This window comes from Paraburkholderia silviterrae, from assembly GCF_004353915.1.
GTDB classification, from domain to species: domain Bacteria; phylum Pseudomonadota; class Gammaproteobacteria; order Burkholderiales; family Burkholderiaceae; genus Paraburkholderia; species Paraburkholderia silviterrae.
On sequence record NZ_SMRP01000001.1, the window covers coordinates 689,661 to 707,770 of the forward strand.

16 protein-coding genes are annotated in these 18,110 nt (G+C 67.0%); 9 read left to right on the plus strand and 7 right to left on the minus strand.

What is annotated here, in order from left to right; translation table 11 throughout:
* Positions 1-320: 320 nt before the first annotated feature.
* On the plus strand, positions 321-2,585 hold the full coding sequence (locus tag EYW47_RS03010; protein ID WP_133193381.1) for a VTT domain-containing protein: 2,265 nt from the start codon (positions 321-323) through the stop codon (positions 2,583-2,585).
* Positions 2,586-2,771: 186 nt separating this feature from the next.
* Here the strand turns inward: EYW47_RS03010 and EYW47_RS03015 are convergent, their stop codons facing one another.
* Complete coding sequence (locus tag EYW47_RS03015) at positions 2,772-3,047, minus strand: hypothetical protein (protein WP_133193382.1); 276 nt, start codon at positions 3,045-3,047, stop codon at positions 2,772-2,774.
* 205 nt (positions 3,048-3,252) lie between these two features.
* Here EYW47_RS03015 and EYW47_RS03020 point away from each other — a divergent pair, with 205 nt between their 5' ends.
* Both EYW47_RS03020 and EYW47_RS03025 read left to right on the plus strand, forming a co-directional pair.
* Positions 3,253-4,332 carry a Dyp-type peroxidase gene (locus tag EYW47_RS03020; protein ID WP_133193383.1) on the plus strand — a complete coding sequence of 360 codons (1,080 nt, stop codon included), beginning with the start codon at positions 3,253-3,255 and terminating at the stop codon, positions 4,330-4,332.
* Entirely contained in the window at positions 4,325-5,125 is an 801-nt protein-coding gene (locus tag EYW47_RS03025; protein ID WP_133193384.1) for a family 1 encapsulin nanocompartment shell protein, read from the plus strand. The genes EYW47_RS03020 and EYW47_RS03025 overlap by 8 nt, the downstream gene beginning before the upstream one ends.
* Before the next feature lie 103 nt (positions 5,126-5,228).
* On the opposite strand, the gene EYW47_RS03030 is transcribed toward EYW47_RS03025, so the two are convergent.
* Positions 5,229-7,274 carry a TonB-dependent receptor gene (locus tag EYW47_RS03030; RefSeq protein ID WP_240763506.1) on the minus strand — a complete coding sequence of 682 codons (2,046 nt, stop codon included), beginning with the start codon at positions 7,272-7,274 and terminating at the stop codon, positions 5,229-5,231.
* Here EYW47_RS03030 and EYW47_RS41635 point away from each other — a divergent pair.
* Together EYW47_RS41635 and ppnP are read left to right on the plus strand one after the other, a co-directional pair.
* Positions 7,246-7,506 (plus strand): hypothetical protein, encoded by a 261-nt coding sequence (locus EYW47_RS41635; RefSeq protein ID WP_240763507.1) that lies wholly within the window; start codon positions 7,246-7,248, stop codon positions 7,504-7,506. The genes EYW47_RS03030 and EYW47_RS41635 overlap by 29 nt on opposite strands.
* 414 nt (positions 7,507-7,920) lie before the next feature.
* A complete protein-coding gene (gene ppnP / locus EYW47_RS03035; RefSeq protein WP_133193385.1) occupies positions 7,921-8,241 on the plus strand; it encodes a pyrimidine/purine nucleoside phosphorylase in 321 nt (106 codons plus the stop codon).
* Positions 8,242-8,424: 183 nt separating this feature from the next.
* Here ppnP and EYW47_RS03040 read toward each other — a convergent pair whose 3' ends face one another.
* From EYW47_RS03040 to EYW47_RS03055, 4 genes are all read right to left on the minus strand, one after another.
* On the minus strand, positions 8,425-9,633 hold the full coding sequence (locus tag EYW47_RS03040; protein ID WP_133193386.1) for an enoyl-CoA hydratase/isomerase family protein: 1,209 nt from the start codon (positions 9,631-9,633) through the stop codon (positions 8,425-8,427).
* Positions 9,634-9,636: 3 nt separating this feature from the next.
* Entirely contained in the window at positions 9,637-10,422 is a 786-nt protein-coding gene (locus EYW47_RS03045) for an enoyl-CoA hydratase (protein ID WP_133193387.1), read from the minus strand.
* Positions 10,423-10,441: 19 nt separating this feature from the next.
* The gene (locus EYW47_RS03050; protein ID WP_133193388.1) at positions 10,442-12,145 is read right to left on the minus strand and encodes an AMP-binding protein; all 1,704 of its coding nucleotides are present in this window, start codon (positions 12,143-12,145) and stop codon (positions 10,442-10,444) included.
* A 70-nt stretch (positions 12,146-12,215) separates the two neighbouring features.
* The gene (locus EYW47_RS03055; protein ID WP_133193389.1) at positions 12,216-13,349 is read right to left on the minus strand and encodes an acyl-CoA dehydrogenase family protein; all 1,134 of its coding nucleotides are present in this window, start codon (positions 13,347-13,349) and stop codon (positions 12,216-12,218) included.
* A gap of 226 nt (positions 13,350-13,575) precedes the next feature.
* Here EYW47_RS03055 and EYW47_RS03060 point away from each other — a divergent pair, with 226 nt between their 5' ends.
* The 4 genes from EYW47_RS03060 (at position 13,576) to EYW47_RS03075 (ending at position 17,408) form a co-directional block, all read left to right on the plus strand.
* Positions 13,576-14,598, plus strand: coding sequence for an AraC family transcriptional regulator (locus EYW47_RS03060; RefSeq protein WP_240763508.1), 1,023 nt, complete (start codon positions 13,576-13,578; stop codon positions 14,596-14,598).
* 134 nt (positions 14,599-14,732) lie between these two features.
* Positions 14,733-14,987 carry a DUF4148 domain-containing protein gene (locus EYW47_RS03065; protein WP_133193391.1) on the plus strand — a complete coding sequence of 85 codons (255 nt, stop codon included), beginning with the start codon at positions 14,733-14,735 and terminating at the stop codon, positions 14,985-14,987.
* A gap of 305 nt (positions 14,988-15,292) precedes the next feature.
* Positions 15,293-16,594 (plus strand): NCS2 family permease, encoded by a 1,302-nt coding sequence (locus EYW47_RS03070; RefSeq protein ID WP_133193392.1) that lies wholly within the window; start codon positions 15,293-15,295, stop codon positions 16,592-16,594.
* Between the two features lie 280 nt (positions 16,595-16,874).
* Positions 16,875-17,408 (plus strand): cytochrome b, encoded by a 534-nt coding sequence (locus tag EYW47_RS03075; protein ID WP_133193393.1) that lies wholly within the window; start codon positions 16,875-16,877, stop codon positions 17,406-17,408.
* A 125-nt stretch (positions 17,409-17,533) separates the two neighbouring features.
* Here EYW47_RS03075 and EYW47_RS03080 read toward each other — a convergent pair whose 3' ends face one another.
* The gene (locus EYW47_RS03080; protein WP_028222907.1) at positions 17,534-17,827 is read right to left on the minus strand and encodes a DUF1488 family protein; all 294 of its coding nucleotides are present in this window, start codon (positions 17,825-17,827) and stop codon (positions 17,534-17,536) included.
* Positions 17,828-18,110: the final 283 nt, after the last annotated feature.

Sequence of the window (18,110 nt, forward strand, 5' to 3'; positions counted from 1 at the left end):
ACTAATAAACCAACACGAAAACAAGGAAAGGCCAACACCCAACACCCAACGCCCAACAACCCGCACCAAAAGAGCCCCCAACCTCACCCACACCATCAATCCGAGCAAATCTCAACCACGCTCTAAAACACACAGGCACACACCGCCGTACCGGCGCGCCCAAGCGCCGGTTCCACGCGCACAATTGCGCAGCCGGTTATATTTCGCATGGGACGCGGCGCGCAGCCATTCGCAACCAGACTCAACCGATTGCAACCGCACGCGCATTCCCCTCCCTGCCCGATCAACCGCTGCCACGCCAGCACCAAGCCACCTCTTCGATGGAGCACGCCTACGTCCAGTTGCTGCACCTGCTTGCCGACTATCCGGGCTGGACGCTCGCGTTCGTGGTATTCGCCGCCTTCGTCGAATCGCTCGCGCTCGTCGGCACGTTTTTCCCCGGCAGCACGGCCATGTTCATCGCGGGCGCCTTCGCGGGCACGGGCACGCTCAATCTGGGCTGGCTCTTCGCCTGCGCCATCGCGGGCGCCGTGGCCGGCGACGCCCTGAGCTTCTGGCTCGGCCGCCGCTATCGCGATTCGATCGCCCAGATCTGGCCATTCAGCCACTACCCCGGCATCCTCGAAAAAGCGCAGTCCTACTTCGAAAGCCACGGCACGCGCAGCGTGATCCTCGCGCGCTTCGTCGCGCCGCTGCGCGCCGTGGTGCCCGTGGTCGCGGGCATGGCCGGCATGTCGCCAATGCGCTTTTTCGTCATGAACGTGATCTCGGCGCTCGTCTGGGCGCCCGCGCACATCGTGCCGGGCGTGGTGTTCGGCGCGTCGCTGCAACTGGCGGGCGCCGTGTCGTTCCGGCTGGTGGTCGCGCTCGCGATGATCGTGTTCGCCGGCTGGCTGGTCTGGCGCGTCACGCACATGGTGCTCGGCCACGTGGATGCCTGGGCGAGCGCTTCGCGCCGCGCAGCGGCCCGCTGGGCCGCGGGCCACCGGGGCCAGGCGGCGCGCCGCCTCGCGCGGGCGCTCGATCCGCAACAGCCGGCGCTCGGCGCGCTGCTCGCCGTCACGGCGCTCGTGCCCGTTTGCGCGGCGGTGTTCTCCTATGTGCTCAGCAATCTGCTGCACGGCGCGCCGCTCGTGCAGATCGACCAGTCGGTGCGCCAGTTCTTCCATTCGATTCACACCACCTGGGCCGACGACGTCCTCGCGCACGTCGAAACGCTCGGCAGCAACTACACGCTGGCGGCGCTCGTGGCCACCGTCTCGGCCTGGATGGCGCTCGAACGGCGCTGGCGCACCATCGGCTACTGGGCGCTCGCCGCAGGCGTCTCGCAGGCGCTCATCCTCGTTTTGCGCTTCGCGATCCACCACAATGCACCCGGCGCGGCGCACGTGGGCGCCTATGTGTTCCCGAGCGACCGCGTGGCCTCGATGGTGATCGTCTACGGCTTCGCCATGTTCCTGCTCGTGCGGCGCGTGAATATGGCGCAGGCGGCCGCCGTCGCGACGGTGGGCAATGCGATCGTGGTGGCGGTCACGTTCGCGGGGCTCTATTTCGAGCGCTTCCTGTTCTCCGACGCCATCGGCGGCGCGGCCTTCGCCTCGATCTGGGTGGGGGCGGTCGTGCTGCTCTCGCTATGGCGCTATCCGCAGCGGCCGGCCGATCGCAACTTCATGCCGTCGATTGTGCTTGCCGTGCTCGCGCTGGCCCTCGTGCTGCAGCGCGGCGCGGCCGAGCGCGAGGCGGCGCTCGCATCGCGCTCGGCCGTGCCGCCGGTGGCCGTCACCCAGCTCGCGTGGACCGATTCGCTCTGGAGAACGTTCGCCTGCTATCGCATCGACATGAAGGGCGATCGGCGCGAGCCGATGACGATCCAGTGGGCGGCGAGCGCGAACGACCTGCGCAAGGCGCTGCGCGACGCCGGATGGAGCGAGGGCGCGCAGTTCTCGCTGAAGAGCGTGCTCTCGCTCGTCGCGCCGAACGTGGATGTCCTGTCGCTGCCGCTCATGCCGAAGCTGAACAACGGCCTGCCTTCGCCGCTCGTGTTCGAGCGCGCGCATCTGCCTGAGAACCCCGTGCGGCCCGGCAACCGCCGCGACGTGCTGCGTTTCTGGCCGACGGGCTATGCAATCGCGCGGCGCGCGGGCGCGGCAGCCGATGGGCACGCCGGCGCGAGCGAAGCAACGCTCGCAAGCGAAGCCGCTGCCGCGGGCGGCGCAACGCACGCGACGAGCGCAACGACGGGCATGGTGGGCGAGGCAAGCATGGGGGGCACGGCCGGGACGGCGACGCCGGCGCAATCGCTCGACGGCCCGGAACTCACGCCGATCTGGGTGGGCTCGCTCGTGCACGAGCGCTTGCGGCGCGCGTCCTGGCCGTTCAACGTGCTGACGACCTACATCGACAACGCCGACTATGCCGGCAATGCACGCGAAAGCGGTAATGCGGGGCACGCCGGCAACCCGCGCAACGCCGGACCCGATCTGAGCGCGCCAGGCCAGCCCGCCGGCTGGCACGCGATCGCCATGCCCGGCAGCGAGGGCTGCGAAGGCCGGTCGGTGACGCTGATCGTTTCCGGCGCCCGCTGAGCCCGCTGAGCCCGCTGAGCCCGCTGAGCCCGCTGAGCCCGCTGAGCCCGCTGAATCCGCTGAATCCGCTGAATCCGCTGAGCCAACTGAGCCAACTGAGCCAACGGAGCCAACGGAGCCAACGGAGCCAACTGCACCCGCTGAATCCGCCAGGCCCGCCGCCCCGCCATCGAAGCCGCGGACGCCCTACCCGCCGTGGCTTTCGGCCCAGCTTCCCGTGGCGCGAAAGCGGTCGATGCGCTCGCGCGCGTCGGCATAGGCCGCGTCGAGCGCGGCGTCGGGGCCGATGTAGTTACGCATCAGATCGTGGAAGCGGATGCTGCGCCCTTCCACATGCGCGTCCGCACCATGGCGGCAGATGTAGCCGCTGTAATGAAACAGCGGCTCGGGCGAGCGCGGCCCGAACGCCGGAATCGGCAACACCCAGATCTCGAAGCCTTCATGCTCGGTGTGATCCCACATGGTGTGTCTCTCATGAGCCGTGACGACGCCTATCGTCGCACGTCAAGCCACTTGCCTGCAAACCGCCCTTTTTCGCGAGTTTGGCTACACTATGCGGGCAGCCGGCTCGCGCGGTGCCCCCACGGTGAGCCGCACCACGCGAAGCGCCATCTGCCCCGACCTGGCATCGAACCATGCCGAACCAAGCCGAGCGATACCCCACACCATGACGCCCTCCACCCCAACGCCCGATCCGCAGTCCGTCTCCACCTCCGTCACCCGCAGTGCCATCTTCATCGTCGCGACCCTCAACGAAGGCGCCGCGAGCCGCGCCGCCGTGCGCGCCTGGTGCGCCGACGTCGCCAACCTCGCGCGCGCGGTCGGCAAGCGCGTGCCCAGCGGCAACCTGTCCTGCGTGGTGGGCTTTTCGTCCGACGCATGGGACCGCCTGTTCGGCGACCCGCGTCCGGCCGAGCTGCACCCGTTCCGCGAGTTCGGCTCGGGCGAGCGCGTGGCGCTCGCCACGCCCGGCGACCTGCTGCTGCACATCCGCGCGGACCAGACCGACCTGTGCTTCGAACTGGCCACCCAGCTGATGAACCGCCTCGAAGGCGCGGTCACGACCGTGGACGAAGTGCATGGCTTCCGCAATTTCGACATGCGCGCGATGATCGGCTTCGTGGACGGCACCGAGAACCCCAGCGGCAACGAAGCCGTGCATTTCACGGTGATCGGTGCGGACGAAGACCCCGAGTTCGCGGGCGGCAGCTACGTGCTGGTGCAGAAGTACCTGCACGACATGAAAGGCTGGAACGCGCTGAACGTGGAGGCGCAGGAGCGCATCATCGGGCGCACCAAGCTGCAGGACATCGAGCTCGACGCGGACGTGAAGCCGAGCTGCTCGCACAGCTCGCTCACCACGCTCACGGACGCCGACGGCGACGAGGTCAAGATCCTGCGCGACAACATGCCGTTCGGCCGGCCCGGCTCGGGCGAATTCGGCACCTACTTCATCGGCTACGCGCGCTCGCCCGCTCCCATCGAGCAGATGCTGGAAAACATGTTCGTCGGACGCCCGCCCGGCAACTACGACCGTCTGCTCGATTACAGCCGCGCCGTCACGGGCAGCCTCTTCTTCGTGCCTTCGCAGCCGCTGCTCGAGGCGCTCGCCGAGCGCGAGCCGGGCTTGGCAGGCGCCGTGGATACGAACCTGAACGATCAACCCGAATCCGAGCCCGCCGCCGCACCGGGCGCGCAAGGCTCGCTCGCCATTGGATCCCTCAAAGGAGCACCCCGGTATGAATAATCTCCATCGCGAGCTGGCGCCCATTTCCTCAGACGCCTGGTCGCAAATCGAAGAAGAAGTCGCGCGCACCTTCAAGCGCTCGCTCGCGGGCCGCCGTGTCGTCGACGTGAAGGGCCCCGGCGGCGTGGATCTCGCCGCTGTCGGCACCGGTCACCAGAGCGGCATCGAGGCGCCGCTCGAAGGCATCCGCGCGCGCCAGCGCGAAGTGAAGGCGCTCGTTGAGCTGCGCGTGCCGTTCGAGCTCTCGCGCGAGGCCATCGACGATGTCGAGCGCGGCGCGCAAGACTCCGACTGGCAGCCGGCCAAGGACGCGGCCACGCGCCTCGCGTTCGCCGAAGACCGCGCGATCTTCGACGGCTACAAGGCCGCGCAGATCACGGGCATTCGCGAAGGCACGTCGAACCCGCTGCTGCCGATGCCCGCCAACGTGGCCGATTACCCGGCAGTGATCGCGAGAGCGCTCGAGCAGCTGCGCCTGCAAGGCGTGGACGGCCCGTACGCGGTGCTGCTCGGCTCCGACGCCTACACGGCCGTGAGCGAGGCAAGCGACTCGGGCTACCCGATCCTCGAGCACATCCGCCGCCTCGTGAAAGGCGAGATCATCTGGGCGCCCGCGCTCGAAGGCGGCAGCATCCTCACCACGCGCGGCGGCGACTTCGCGCTCCACCTGGGCCAGGACGTCTCGATCGGCTACTCGTCGCACGACGAGAACACCGTGCGCCTGTATCTGCAGGAGAGCTTCACGTTCATGATGCTCACGTCCGAGGCTTCGGTCACGGTCACGGGGGAATAAGCGCGCAGCCGCATGGCACGCACGCGAAAAAAGCAGGGGACGTCCGTTGATATCACGGGCGCCCCCTGCTTCGTTTACGTCGCGGCGTCAAAGCCTCAAAGCATCACTGATAGAAGTTCAGCGTGACCATGGCCGAGCGGCCCGGCGCCCAGGTCGCGTAGATCGGGTACGCGCTCTGGTAGTACTTCCTGTCGAAGATGTTGTTCACGTTCAGTTGCAGGTCCACCGACTTCGTCACGCGCCACGTCGCCGAGGCGTCGAAGCGCGCGTAGCCCGGAATCCACTTGCGCGTGGTCGACGTAACCGACGCGTAAGTCTCGCTCGACACCGTCGCGCCCGCGCCCACCGTGAGCTTCGGCATCACGTCATAGCTCGTCCACAGCGTGAAGTTGTGCTTGGGCACCATCACCATCGGCAGACCGGAGTTCTGCGGGCTGGTCGGGCCCGCGTTGGTCGTGATCGCGTCGAGATACGAATAGCCGCCGAACACGGCCCATTGATTCGTCACGTTGCCCGCGAAGCCGAACTCGAAGCCGCGCACGCGCTGCGAGCCCGCGTTGATCGTGCCGCCGAGACCATCGCTCACGCGCGCGTTGGTCTTGTCGGTCTGGAACAGCGCCGTGGTGAGCGAAAGGCGCTCGTGAAGCACGTCCCACTTCGCGCCCACTTCGATATTGCGCGAGCGCTCGGGCGCGAGGTCCTGGTTGGCCGCCGTGATCTGGTCGGTGCCGCCGCCCAGGCCCGAATTCGCGCCCGGCGGATTGGCCGAGGTGCCGTACGACGCGTACAGGCTCAGCGTGCGCACCGGCTTGAACACGAGGCCGAACTGGTAGCTAAAGAGGTTCGAGGTGTTCGACAGGTCGGGCACGCCCGCCTGCTGCGCCGTGACGTCGAAGCGGTCGAAGCGCAGGCCCGCGTTGAAGATCCAGCGCTCGGAAAGCTGCACGCTGTCGAACAGGTAGGCCGAGGCGATGTTGGTCTGCGTATGCGTGGCCGGACCAGGGAAGCTCTTGTCGCCGTTGAGCAGCACACTGCCGGTCCACGGATTGTTCGGGTTCCAGTACGCGAGCGGCGTGCAGTTGTAGGCCACCGAGCACGGACCGCCCGAGCGAATGTTGTTGCCTTTCGAGTCCGTGACGAGATAGCCCTCGTAAAGATCCTGCTCGTGGCTGAACTCCACGCCCGCCGTGAGCGTGTGGCGCATGCCGTAGAGGTCGAACTTGCCGTTGGCCTCGGTCTGGTTCGCCACGCTGTTGGTCGCGTACTTGCCGCTCTTCGCCTGCAGGCTCAGGATGTTCGAGGTCGCGTTCGTGAGCTGCGGGTTCGTCGCGATGTAGTCGAGCGTCGAGCGGCCGAACATCGTGGTGTTCTTGATCTTCCACGCGTCGTTGATGCGGTGCTCGACCTTCACTTCGCCCGTGTCGTTCTGGCCGCGCCGATAGTCGCGTGCGTTCAGGCCGTAGAACTGGCCACGGTCGGTGGGCACCGGCGTACCGCCCGTGGAGCGGAACGGCGCGCTGAAATCGGGCATGTCGTAGGTGTTCAGGTGGTAGTAGCTCAGCGTGACCGTGGTGGGCGTGTTCAGGCCGAACGCGATCGACGGCGCCACACCCCAGCGCTTGCTGTAGACGTCGGTGCGGCCCGGCTGGTCGGCGTCGTGGCCCATCGCGTTCAGGCGGATCGCGGTGGTGTCGTTAAGCTTCTGGTTCCAGTCGACGGTCGCGCGGCGGTAGCTGTCCGTGCCAAGACCAACGCTGCCGTTGATGAAGTTGTCGTTTTGCGGCGTCTTCGTGGTGATGTCGATGCTGCCGCCCACCGAGCCGCGCCCCGCGTACACCGAGTCCGGGCCCTTCACGACGCTGATGTTCTCCACGTCGAAGGTCTCGCGGTTCTGCACGCCGGAGTCGCGCATGCCGTCCACGAAGATCGAGTTGCGCGACTCGAAGCCGCGTATCACGGGACGGTCCGCCGAGGGGTTCGCGGCTGCGTCGCCGCCAAGGAACGTGATGCCGGGCACCGTGCGCAGCGCGTCCTCGAAGGTCGTGACGTTCTTTTCCTTGAGCACTTCTTGCGGGATCACCGTGACCGAGCGCGGCGTGTCGATCAGCGGCGAAGTGAACTTGTACGAGTCGAGCGTCTTCGCCTGCATTTCGGATGGCGCCGACATGACCTTCACGGCGGGCAGCGTGGCTTCGGCGGTGCTGGAGGCGGCGGTGGCAGCGGTGGCCGCGCTGCTGCGGGCATCGGTGGCATTGGCCGTGGGCGCGGCGGCGGACGAGGCAGACGTTGCCGGCGACGTGGCGGCCGGCGATCCGGCGGCCGGTGACGCAGCGGCGGACGCTCCAGGCGTCGCCGGCGCCGTGTGGGTGGCCTGGGCGTGAACGGCCGATGCGAAGAAGCCGGAGCAATAGAGGGCAGCGACGGACGCGACAGCGCGCATCCGCGTCGGGAAGAGGACGGACATGGTGAGCGGTTGGGTCGAAGGCGGACACGTCCGAGCAGGGCGTCACGCGCCGCCCGCATCAGCGAAATCCTGTGTTGAGTCGTTTTGCGAATGCGTATGATTCTCATTTGCTATCGCAATTGTAATTACACGTCATAGTTCTGTAAACACTCGCTACGTATTTCGCAGGTTTTCGCTGACCGATTCCCGGCGGCCGGCCCGGTCGAAACCGCGTGGCCGCTTCGCCGCGCGCGCCGAGTGCCGGTATGATGTCGGTCCCGCTCCGGGCGCGCAGGACCGCGCCCGCCTGGCGCCAACGCATCCATTCACGACGACTCAGAGGAAGACCGCCATGACGGCCGCAACCCAATTCGACCAGGTTTCCGTAGTCCGCAAAGCCAACGTCTACTTCGACGGCAAGTGCGTTTCGCACACCGTGCTGTTCGCCGACGGCACGCGCAAGACGCTCGGCGTGATCCTGCCGGGCCAGCTGAACTTCGGCACCGACGCGCCCGAGCTGATGGAAGTGCAAGGCGGCCAGTGCCGCATCCGCCTCGACGGCAGCGACGAGTGGAAGACCTATGGTGCAGGCGAGTCGTTCTCGGTGCCGGGCAAGAGCCGCTTCGACATCGACGTCATCGAGACGCTCGACTACTGCTGCAGCTATCTGTAAAGCGCCAGGGCGCGCACGCGCCCGTGGCGATACGCCCGCGCCCGCCCTGCTTCGCGCACGGCGGGCGTTTGTTTATTCATGGGGGCATGCCGCGGGAGATCGCGGCGCGCGAAGCGCCGGATAAGAGATGAGACGCGGCGCGCCGATTCACGCGCGCCGCGATGGTTCAGCACAGGGATCGAATCACGCGCCCAGATCGGCCAGCGGATGCATGCCTGCGCGCCACGGCGAGCACAGGAAATGCTGCACGCGCTCGTCGCGCAATTCGGCGAGCGTCGCGGGCGCCCAACGCGGCTTGCGGTCCTTGTCGACGAGATGCGCGCGCACGCCTTCGCAGACATCGCCCTCCTCGATCGCGCGCGCAACGATTCCGAGCTCCATGCGGAAGTTCTCGGCAAGCGTCATCTGGCGGCCGCGCAGCAGCGCCTCGCGCGTGACTTCGAGCATGGTCGGCGAGTAATGCGTGAGCGCTTCGAGCGTGGCCTCGAGCCATGCGCGCACGTCGGCGGGCTGCTCGCGCTCGAGATCGGCGCGCAACGTGCCTACGATCTGCTCGACGTGCGCGCGACGCTCGAAGTGCCGCGCAATCAGAGGCGCATGCCGAGCGAGCGTGCTTGCCTCGACTTCGTAAGACGGCGCGCTGAACACGCCGCGCAGCGCTTCGAGCACGTCGCCTTCGAAGCTGGCCTGCGCGAGACGCGCCTCATAGCCGTCGAGCCATTCGCCCGGCACGCAAACATCCGCGAGATGGCAGTGGAGCGCGTCGGCGCCCGTGAGCAGCACGCCGGTCAGCCCCACATAGAGCTCGGTTTCCACTGGCATCTTCGCGAGGAAATACGTGGCGCCCACGTCGGGCAACATGCCGATGCGCGTCTCCGGCATGGCCATCTTCGTGCGCGTCGTGGTCACGCGCAGCGCCGCCGCCTGACCCAAGCCCATGCCGCCGCCCATCGTCACGCCGTCGAGCAGCGCGACGAGCGGCTTCTCGAAGGTATGCAGCGCGTAGTCGAGCCGGTATTCGTCGACGAAGAACTGCTGCCAGCCGTTTTCGCCAAGCCGCTCGCCCGCGCGCGCGAGACGGTCGATCGCGCGCACGTCGCCGCCCGCGCAAAAGCCCTTCGGGCCCGCGCCTTCGAGCACGAGCGCGACGATGGTGTCGTCGCGGCGCACGCGTTCGAGCAGCACGGCGATCTCGCGCACCATCGCATGCGAGAGCGCGTTGAGCGCGGCGGGACGGTTCAGCGTGACGATCGCGACGCGATTGACCACGCGGAACAGCACGTCCGGTCCGGCTTCCGGTGCGGCCGGCTGAGGTGTGGCCGACTGAGGTGCGGCCGGCTGAGGTACGGCCGGCTGTGACACGGTCCGGGCGGAAGCGGGTAGCGCATTCATTGATTAGTTCTCCGTTTCAATATGCCAGCGCGGCTTGCGCTTCTCAAGGAAGGCATTCACGCCCTCGCGCTGGTTGGGCGAATCGAACAAGTCGACGAAGCGCTCGCGCTCCACCGCGAGCGCCGCGCCGCGCGGCACGCCGTTGCGCGCCTGATGAATGAGCGACTTGCTGGACGACACGGCCTGCGGGCTGAGCGAAGCCACGCGCGCGGCCATGGCGAGTGCGGCCTCGCGCGCCCCACCCTGCGGGACCACTTCTTCAACGAGGCCGATGCGCAGCGCCGTGGCGGCATCCACGCGCTCGCCGGTGAGGATGATGCGCTTGGCCCAGCCCTCGCCGACGAGCCAGGGCAGCGTCTGCGTGCCGCAGCCGCACGGCAGCAGGCCCACGGCCGGCTCGGGCAGCGCGAGCTGAGCGTGCTCCTCGGCGACGCGGATATCGCAGGCGAGCGCGCACTCCAGCCCGCCGCCCATCGCGTAGCCGTTGATCGCGGCGATCACCACGGGCCGCGCGTTCTGCAGCGCCTCGAACGCCGCGCCAAATGCCGAGGCCGCCGTGCGCGCGACTTCGCGATCGCCCGTGGCGAACGCGTTCAGGTCCGCGCCCGCGCTGAAGAACTTCGGGCCGCTGCCGGTAATGACGATGGCGCGCACCCTCGCCTCGCGATTGAACGCCTCGATCACCTCCTGAAGCTGGCCCAGGCCATCGACGGTAAACGCATTCGCGGGCGGGCGCGCAAGCGTGATGAGGGCCACCGCGCCGTCATGCGCGTATTCGAATTCGATCATTTCGGACTCCGTCTGGATTTCAACGCAGCTCAGGGAAATCCTCTTCCCAGTATTCGTCGGGCTGGCGCGCGGTATCGTCCGTGCGCTCCATTTCCCGGCGGCGCAGCTCGACGCGGCGGATCTTGCCCGAGATGGTCTTCGGCAAGTCGCTGAACTGGAGCCGGCGAATGCGCTTGTACGGTGCGAGCTTTTCGCGCGAGAAGCGGAACACCTCGCGCGCGAGATCGGGGCCGGCCTCGTAGCCCTGGCGCACGCTCACGAACGCCTTCGGCACCGAAAGCCGCAACGGATCGGGGCTCGGCACCACGGCCGCCTCGGCAATCGCCTCGTGCTCGATCAGCACGCTTTCCAGCTCGAACGGGCTCAGGCGGTAGTCGGACGACTTGAACACGTCGTCGGCGCGGCCCACGTAGACGTAGTACCCGTCGTCGCGGCGCAGCGCCACGTCGGACGTGTGGTAGTAGCCGTTGCGCATCGACTGTTCGGTGGCCTTCGCGTTGTTCGCGTAGCCCGTCATCAGGCCAAGCGGGCGCTGCGCAAGCGGCAAGGCGATTTCGCCTTCGCCCACGGGTTGATCGTCGGGGTCGACGAGCTCGACGCGGTAGCCCGGCAGCGGCCGGCCCATCGAGCCCGCCACCACGGGCTGGCCCGGCGAATTGCCGATCTGGCAGGTGGTCTCGGTCTGGCCGTAGCCGTCGCGGATCGTGATGCCCCATGCGTGACGCACGCGCTCGATGATCTCGGGATTGAGCGGCTCGCCCGCGCCCACGATCTCGCGCAGCTTCACCGCGTAGCTCGCGAGCGGCTCCTGCACGAGCATGCGCCACACGGTGGGCGGCGCACACAGCGTGGTCACGCCGCATTGCACGAGCGCGCCCAGCGTGTCTTTCGGCACGAAGCGCGCGTAGTTGTAGACGAACACGCAGGCCTGCGCATTCCACGGCGCGAAGAAGCAGCTCCACGCGTGCTTGGCCCAGCCCGGCGAGCTGATGTTCCAGTGCACGTCGCCGGGCACGAGGCCGATCCAGTACATCGTGGAGAGGTGCCCCACGGGGTAGCTCTGATGCGTGTGCTCGACGAGCTTGGGCTTGGATGTGGTGCCCGAGGTGAAATAGAGCAGCATCGGATCGCTCGCGCGCGTCGGGCCATCGGGCTCGAAGGCCGCGTTCGCTTCGTAAGCACGAGAAAGGTCAGTCCAGCCTTCGCGCGACGCGCCTACCGCGATGCGCTTCACGCTCGCATCGAGCGCGTCGAATTTCGCGAGCTCGGCCGCGTCCACCACCACGAAGCGCGCGCCGCCCGCCTCCACGCGCTCGCGCACGTCGTCGGGCGAGAGCTGCGTGGTGGCGGGCAGGACCACGGCGCCCAGCTTCATCGCTGCCAGCATCACGTCCCAGAGCTCGACGCGGTTGGGCAGCATCAGGAGCAGACGATCGCCACGGCCCACGCCTTCGGCGCGCAGGAAATTCGCCATGCGCGAAGAGCGCTCGGACATCTGCGCGAACGAATAGCGCGTGCCGCCGTTCGCGAGGTCGTCGACGATCCACAGTGCCGGGTTTTCGTTGCCGCGCGCCATCACGTCGAAATAATCGAGCGCCCAGTTGAAGGTATCGAGCTGCGGCCACGCAAATTCCTCATACGCACGCGCGTAATCGGTGCGGTGACGCAGCAACAGCTCGCGTGCGTCGATAAAGGCCTGTGCGGAAGGGGTGAACCCGGTCATCGTCGTCTCCAGTCCCAAGGCGCATGCGCGCTCTCATTTATGGATACATCAAATACTTCGCCATCCTTTCTTATAGCTGCCGCGCGATCACCATGCGCTGCACTTCGCTCGTGCCTTCGTAGATCTGCGTGATGCGCGCGTCGCGGTAATGGCGTTCCACCGGATAGTCGTTGAGGAAGCCATAGCCGCCGTGAATCTGGATCGCGTGCGAGCACACTTCCTCGGCCATTTCGGAAGCAAAGAGCTTGGCCTGCGAGGCCTCGGACAGGCACGGCTTGCCGAGCGTGCGCAGCTTCGCCGCATGATGCACGAGATGGCGCGCGGCGTTGATGCGCGTGTGCATGTCGGCGAGCATGTTCGCCACGCTCTGATGCCGGATCAGCGGCTCGCCGAACTGCACGCGCTCATGCGCGTAGGTGCGCGCCGCGTCGAACGCCGCGCGCGCGATGCCGAGCGCCTGTGCAGCGATGCCGATGCGCCCGCCTTCGAGATTCGACAATGCGATCTTGAGCCCCTCGCCGCGCTGGCCGAGCAGATTCTCCTCGGGAATCGCGCAATCGACGAGCGAGATCGGGCAGGTGTCCGAGGCCCGAATGCCCATCTTCTTCTCGTGCGGCCCCACGTTGAATCCCGGCGTGCCGGTGGGCACGACGAAGGCCGAGATGCCGCGCTTGCCCGCGTCGGGATCGGTCACCGCGAATACGATCGCGAGGCTCGCGCGCGAGCCGTTCGTCACGAACTGCTTGTTGCCGTTGAGCACCCACTTGCCGTCGCGCAGCTCGGCGCGCGTGCGCAAGTTGTTGGCCTCGGAGCCGGCCTGCGGCTCGGTCAGGCAAAACGCGCCGATCATCTCGCCGCTCGCGAGCTTCGCGAGCCAGCGGTCCTTCTGCGCGTCGGTGCCGTACTGGAGGATCGGCCCGCAGCCCACCGAGTTGTGCACGCTCACGAGCGTCGCGCACGAGGCGCAGCCCGCGGCGATCTCTTCCATCGCGAGCGCGTAGGCCACGTAGTCGGTATACGAGCCGCCTTGCTCCTGCGGCACGATCATGCCGAGCAAGCCCAGCTCGCCCAGTTGCGCGACCACCTCGTCGGGCAGTTGGGCCTCGCGGTCCCATTGCGCCGCGTTGGGCGCGAGGCGTTCGGTCGCGAAGTCGCGCGCGGCGTCGCGAATCATGCGTTGGTCTTCGGTATAGAACTCGTCCATCTGTGTCCCCTTCCTGTCTTGCCTGCGCGCTCGCGCCACGAAACGCGAACGCCTGTGCTTGAACTGTCACCCCACACGGCCGCTGCCGCAAGGTCTACGAAAAGTTTAGGCATCCGCGCACCGGCATTCGATGCCCGCCACGATCAAAATTGATGAGCGGTTTTGCCATAATGTCTCCGATAACCCCACTGGAGGCCGATCCTTGCAGCCAGAACAAACCAGCAAAATGAGCGAAAAAGGCACGATCGCGATGAGCCTCGTGCACGAGACGCTCGCGCGGGCGCACGGCTTCGACGTGGCGCCCATCGTCGAGGCGGCGGGCCTCGCTGCGAGCGCGCTCGATGCGCCCCATGCGCGCGTGAGCGCCGCGCAGTACGGCGCAATCTGGTCGGGCGTCGCCCGCGCGCTCGACGACGAATTCCTCGGCCAGGACTCGCACGCCATGAAGAGCGGGAGCTTCATCGCCATGACGCACGCGGCGCTCGGTGCACACACGGGCCGCCAGGCGCTGCAGCGCGCGGTGCACTTCATGCGCCTCGTGCTCGACGACCTGGCGGCCGAGATCGACATCGACGCCATGCGCGTGCGCATCGCGTTCCGCCAGCGCGCGGGCACGCCCGTGCCGGCGATGTTCGCCTACGCCACCTGGTTCATCCTCGTCTACGGATTGCTGTGCTGGCTCGTGGGGCGGCGCATTCCGGTGATCGCGGCACGCTTTCGCTGCCCGGCGCCGCCCGACACGCCCGAGTACCAGCTCATGATCTGCGAGGACATGAGCTTCGATCAGCCCGAGTCCTGGTTCGATCTCGCGCCCGCGTTCCTCGACTTGCCCGTGATCCAGACCGCCGCCTCGGCGCGTGCGTTCCTGCGCAACGCGCCCGGCAACTTCGTCGTGAAGTATCGCAATCCGGGCTCGTTCGCGGCGCGCGTGCGCCGCGCGCTGCGCGCCCTGCCCGCAAACGCCTGGCCGGACGCCGACGCCATCGCGCAGCGCCTTAATGTTGCGCCCGCGACGCTGCGCCGACGCCTGCACCAGGAAGGGCACAGTTGCCAGTCGATCAAGGACGAACTGCGCCGCGACCTTGCGCTCGAGGCCTTGCTCGATCCCGCGCGCTCGGTCGCCGACGTCGCGGCCGCCGTGGGCTTCGCGGAGCCGAGCGCGTTCCATCGCGCGTTCCGCAAGTGGACCGGCCGGCGCCCCGCGGAATACCGGCGGATGCGCGAACGCCCCGCTTCGAAGGCGCGATGAGGGTCCGTTGAGGTCGCACCGAATGAGGCACGCGGACCCGCGTACGGCACGCGCATTTTTCCGGTTGCGAACCTATCAGTTATCGAGATAAGACCTATAATTTTAGGGTTATCCCTAATACAAAAGGCATTGCCATGGACACTCTTTCGCGTCTAGCGCTCGGCTTGCTGACCGCGGCATGCTGCGTCGCTTCGACGAGCGCACTGGCCCAACCGTACAACCCATCCGGTCCGTTGACGCGCGCCCAGGTGCGCGCGGATCTGGCCGAATGGCGCGCGGCGGGCTACGACCCGCTCGACTGGATCAACTACCCCGAAAACGCCCAGCGCGCCGGCGCAATCGTCGCGCAGCGACGCGCCTCGCGTGCGATGCCGCAATCGGTGCAGTAAGCGATGCAGTAAGCGGATCACGCTGAAGACTCTCCCCTCGGCGGGAGCGTCGATCCGTCTGTCAAGACGGACCGATGCTGCCGCTTTGTGCTTTTTGCCGCGCCCACGCCCTTCCCACACCCGCATTTGACGCACCGCAAACTGTTGCGGCCGTTCCACGCTCGCTCCGGCTTTTCTGCACTTACCGGACAATTGTTTAAAATCCCGCCCGTAAGCCGCGCGAACCGGCCTCGAGCGACGCATCCGTCGCCCGCCGGCGCCCCTCCCAACAACAAACCCGCACGACTCTCAAGGGCCCGACCTTCATGGACGCCATCAAACGCTATTTCGGATTCGAAGAGGCAGGAACGAACCTGCGCACCGAAGTGCTTGCCGGATTCACCACCTTCCTCACGATGGCGTACATCATCTTCGTGAACCCGGCGATTCTCGGCGACGCCGGCATGCCGAAGGAGTCCGTCTTCGTCGCCACCTGCCTCGTCTCGGCGCTGGCTTCGATCATCATGGGCCTGTATGCGAACTATCCGATCGCGCTCGCGCCGGGCATGGGCCTGAACGCCTACTTCGCGTACGCCGTGGTCAAGGGCATGGGCTTCACGTGGGAAGCGGCGCTCGGCGCGGTGTTCATCTCCGGGTGCCTGTTCTTCGTGGTCACGCTGCTGCGCGTGCGCGAGGCCATCATCAACGGGATTCCGCATTCGCTGCGCGTCTCGATCACCTCGGGCATTGGCCTATTTCTCGCGATCATCTCGCTCAAGACCTCGGGCGTGATCGTCGGCAGCCCCGCCACGCTCGTCGAGCTCGGCAACCTGCACGACCCGCACACGATCCTCGCGATCATCGGCTTCTTCGCCATCGTCACGCTCGACGTGCTCAAGGTGCGCGGCGCGATCCTGATCGGCATCGTGGGCGTGACGATCCTCTCGTTCTTCTTCGGCGGCAACCAGTTCCACGGCATCTTTTCGGCGCCGCCCTCGATCTCGCCGACCTTCGCGCATCTCGATATCAAGGCCGCGCTCTCGACCGGCATCCTGAACGTGGTGCTGGTGTTCTTCCTCGTCGAGCTGTTCGACGCGACCGGCACGCTGATGGGCGTGGCCAACCGCGCGGGCCTGCTCGTGCACGGCAAGATGCACCGCCTGAACCGCGCGCTGCTCGCCGACAGCACCGCGATTCTCGCGGGCTCGATCCTCGGCACCTCGTCGACCACGGCCTACATCGAAAGCGCCTCGGGCGTGCAGGCGGGCGGCCGCACCGGCGTGACGGCGCTCACCGTGGCCGTGCTGTTCCTCGCGAGCCTGTTCGTCGCGCCGCTCGCGGGCGTGGTGCCCGCCTACGCAACGGCGCCGGCCCTGCTCTATGTGTCGTGCCTGATGCTGCGCGAGCTCGCCGAGCTGCCCTGGGACGACGCCACCGAAGTCGTGCCCGCCGCGCTCACGGCGCTCGCGATGCCGTTCACGTATTCCATTGCGAACGGCGTGGCCTTCGGCTTCATCTCATATGCGGGCCTGAAGCTGCTGACGGGCCGCGTGCGCCAGGTGCGCCCGATCGTCTGGATCATCGCGGCAGTGTTCCTGTTCCGCTACTTCTACCTGGGCGCGGCGTAAGCGCCTTAGGGCCTGTTCACGCCAATAACAGGCCCTCTCCTTTGCGTTTGCGCGCACACGCCCCCGCGGCGTGCGCCCGATGCACCAACGGGCGGCTTGCAGATCGAACTGCGGGCCGCCCGTTTTCATTGATGCGCTGCATCACGCGCTTGCGGCCACGATCCCGCGCAAGCCATGTCAAGTATTCCAGCCACGCAGACGCGCGCTGCGCTGCGGCGTCCTTATCATACGAATACCCGACGCCGTCGACGCCAACGATCCCCCACAAAGGAGCCGCCCCGTGGCCACATATCCCGCCTCTGCAGAACGCTATTCGAAGCCCGCGATCTTCTTTCACTGGGTCATCTTTCTGCTCGTCGCGCTCGCCTATCTCGCAATAGAAGTGCGCGGCCCCAAAGGCACGGACAGCCGCGTGTTGTGGAACAACGTGCATTACTGGGCTGGCACGCTCGTGCTCGCGCTCGCCGTGCTGCGCCTCTTGTGGCGCATGTGGCAAGGCTCGCCGCAGGACATCGACTCGAACCGCGTGCTCACGTTCCTCTCGCGGCTCGTGCACGTGGCGCTTTACGTGTTCATCTTCGTGCAGCCGCTGCTCGGCATCCTGACGATCAACACCGGCGGCAAGCCGGTCACGCTCGCGGGCGTCGACTTGCAGATCATGCTGGTGGGCGCAGACCCGCTCGCGCGCAAGTTCATCAAGGACGCGCACGAACTCATCGGCAATGCGTTCTACTGGATCATCGGCATTCACGCGCTCGCGGCCATCGGGCACCATCTGGTATTCCGCGACAATACGCTGCGGCGCATGATCTGAGCCGGGCTCGCGCGCCAGGCTCGGTGCGGCGCACGCCTTGCGGGAGCCGAACGAAAACGCCCCGCGGCCTCAGGCAGGCCGCGGGGCGTTTTCACGATACTCGTGACAAACCAGCAATATGCCGTTCAGGACGCCACGGCATGCGCCTGCACGAAGCGCACATAGCCGCTGCGCAGCGTGAGACACTGCGCGCGCGTTTCGGAAAGCAGCCGGCGCGCGACCGCCTCGATGCGCTCGCGATGGTGATCGAACGCGTCGAGCATGTCTTCGGCACGGGTCGAAGCCGCGCCGAAATGGTCCTCCAGCGCCGCCGCCGTGATCGTACATTCCACCCGCTCTCCATCGATCATTGCCGGAAACGCCAAGGTCAGGTCAGGTCCCGAGTATTCGGGCACCTCGTTCGGAAACAGGATCTGCATGGGGAATGGCCTTAGGTTGAGGGTGAGCGGGCCGCGCCTTTCGATGCTCCTCCACGACATACGCGCGGTTTAAAAACCGACCGCCGCAAGTGTCGCTACGCTCGACACGATTGCGGCGGCCGTCTGGATTCACTTTAGGACACTTCCGGCGACCTGCAAGCCCGACTTTGTCACACGCGCGAAAAGATCTTTGTGTCCGGCTTTTTTCAGCGGTCTGCGAACTGGCCGTTGCGCGCGCAAACGGCTCCTCCCGCACCCGGCATGGCGCACTGCAACACTGCAA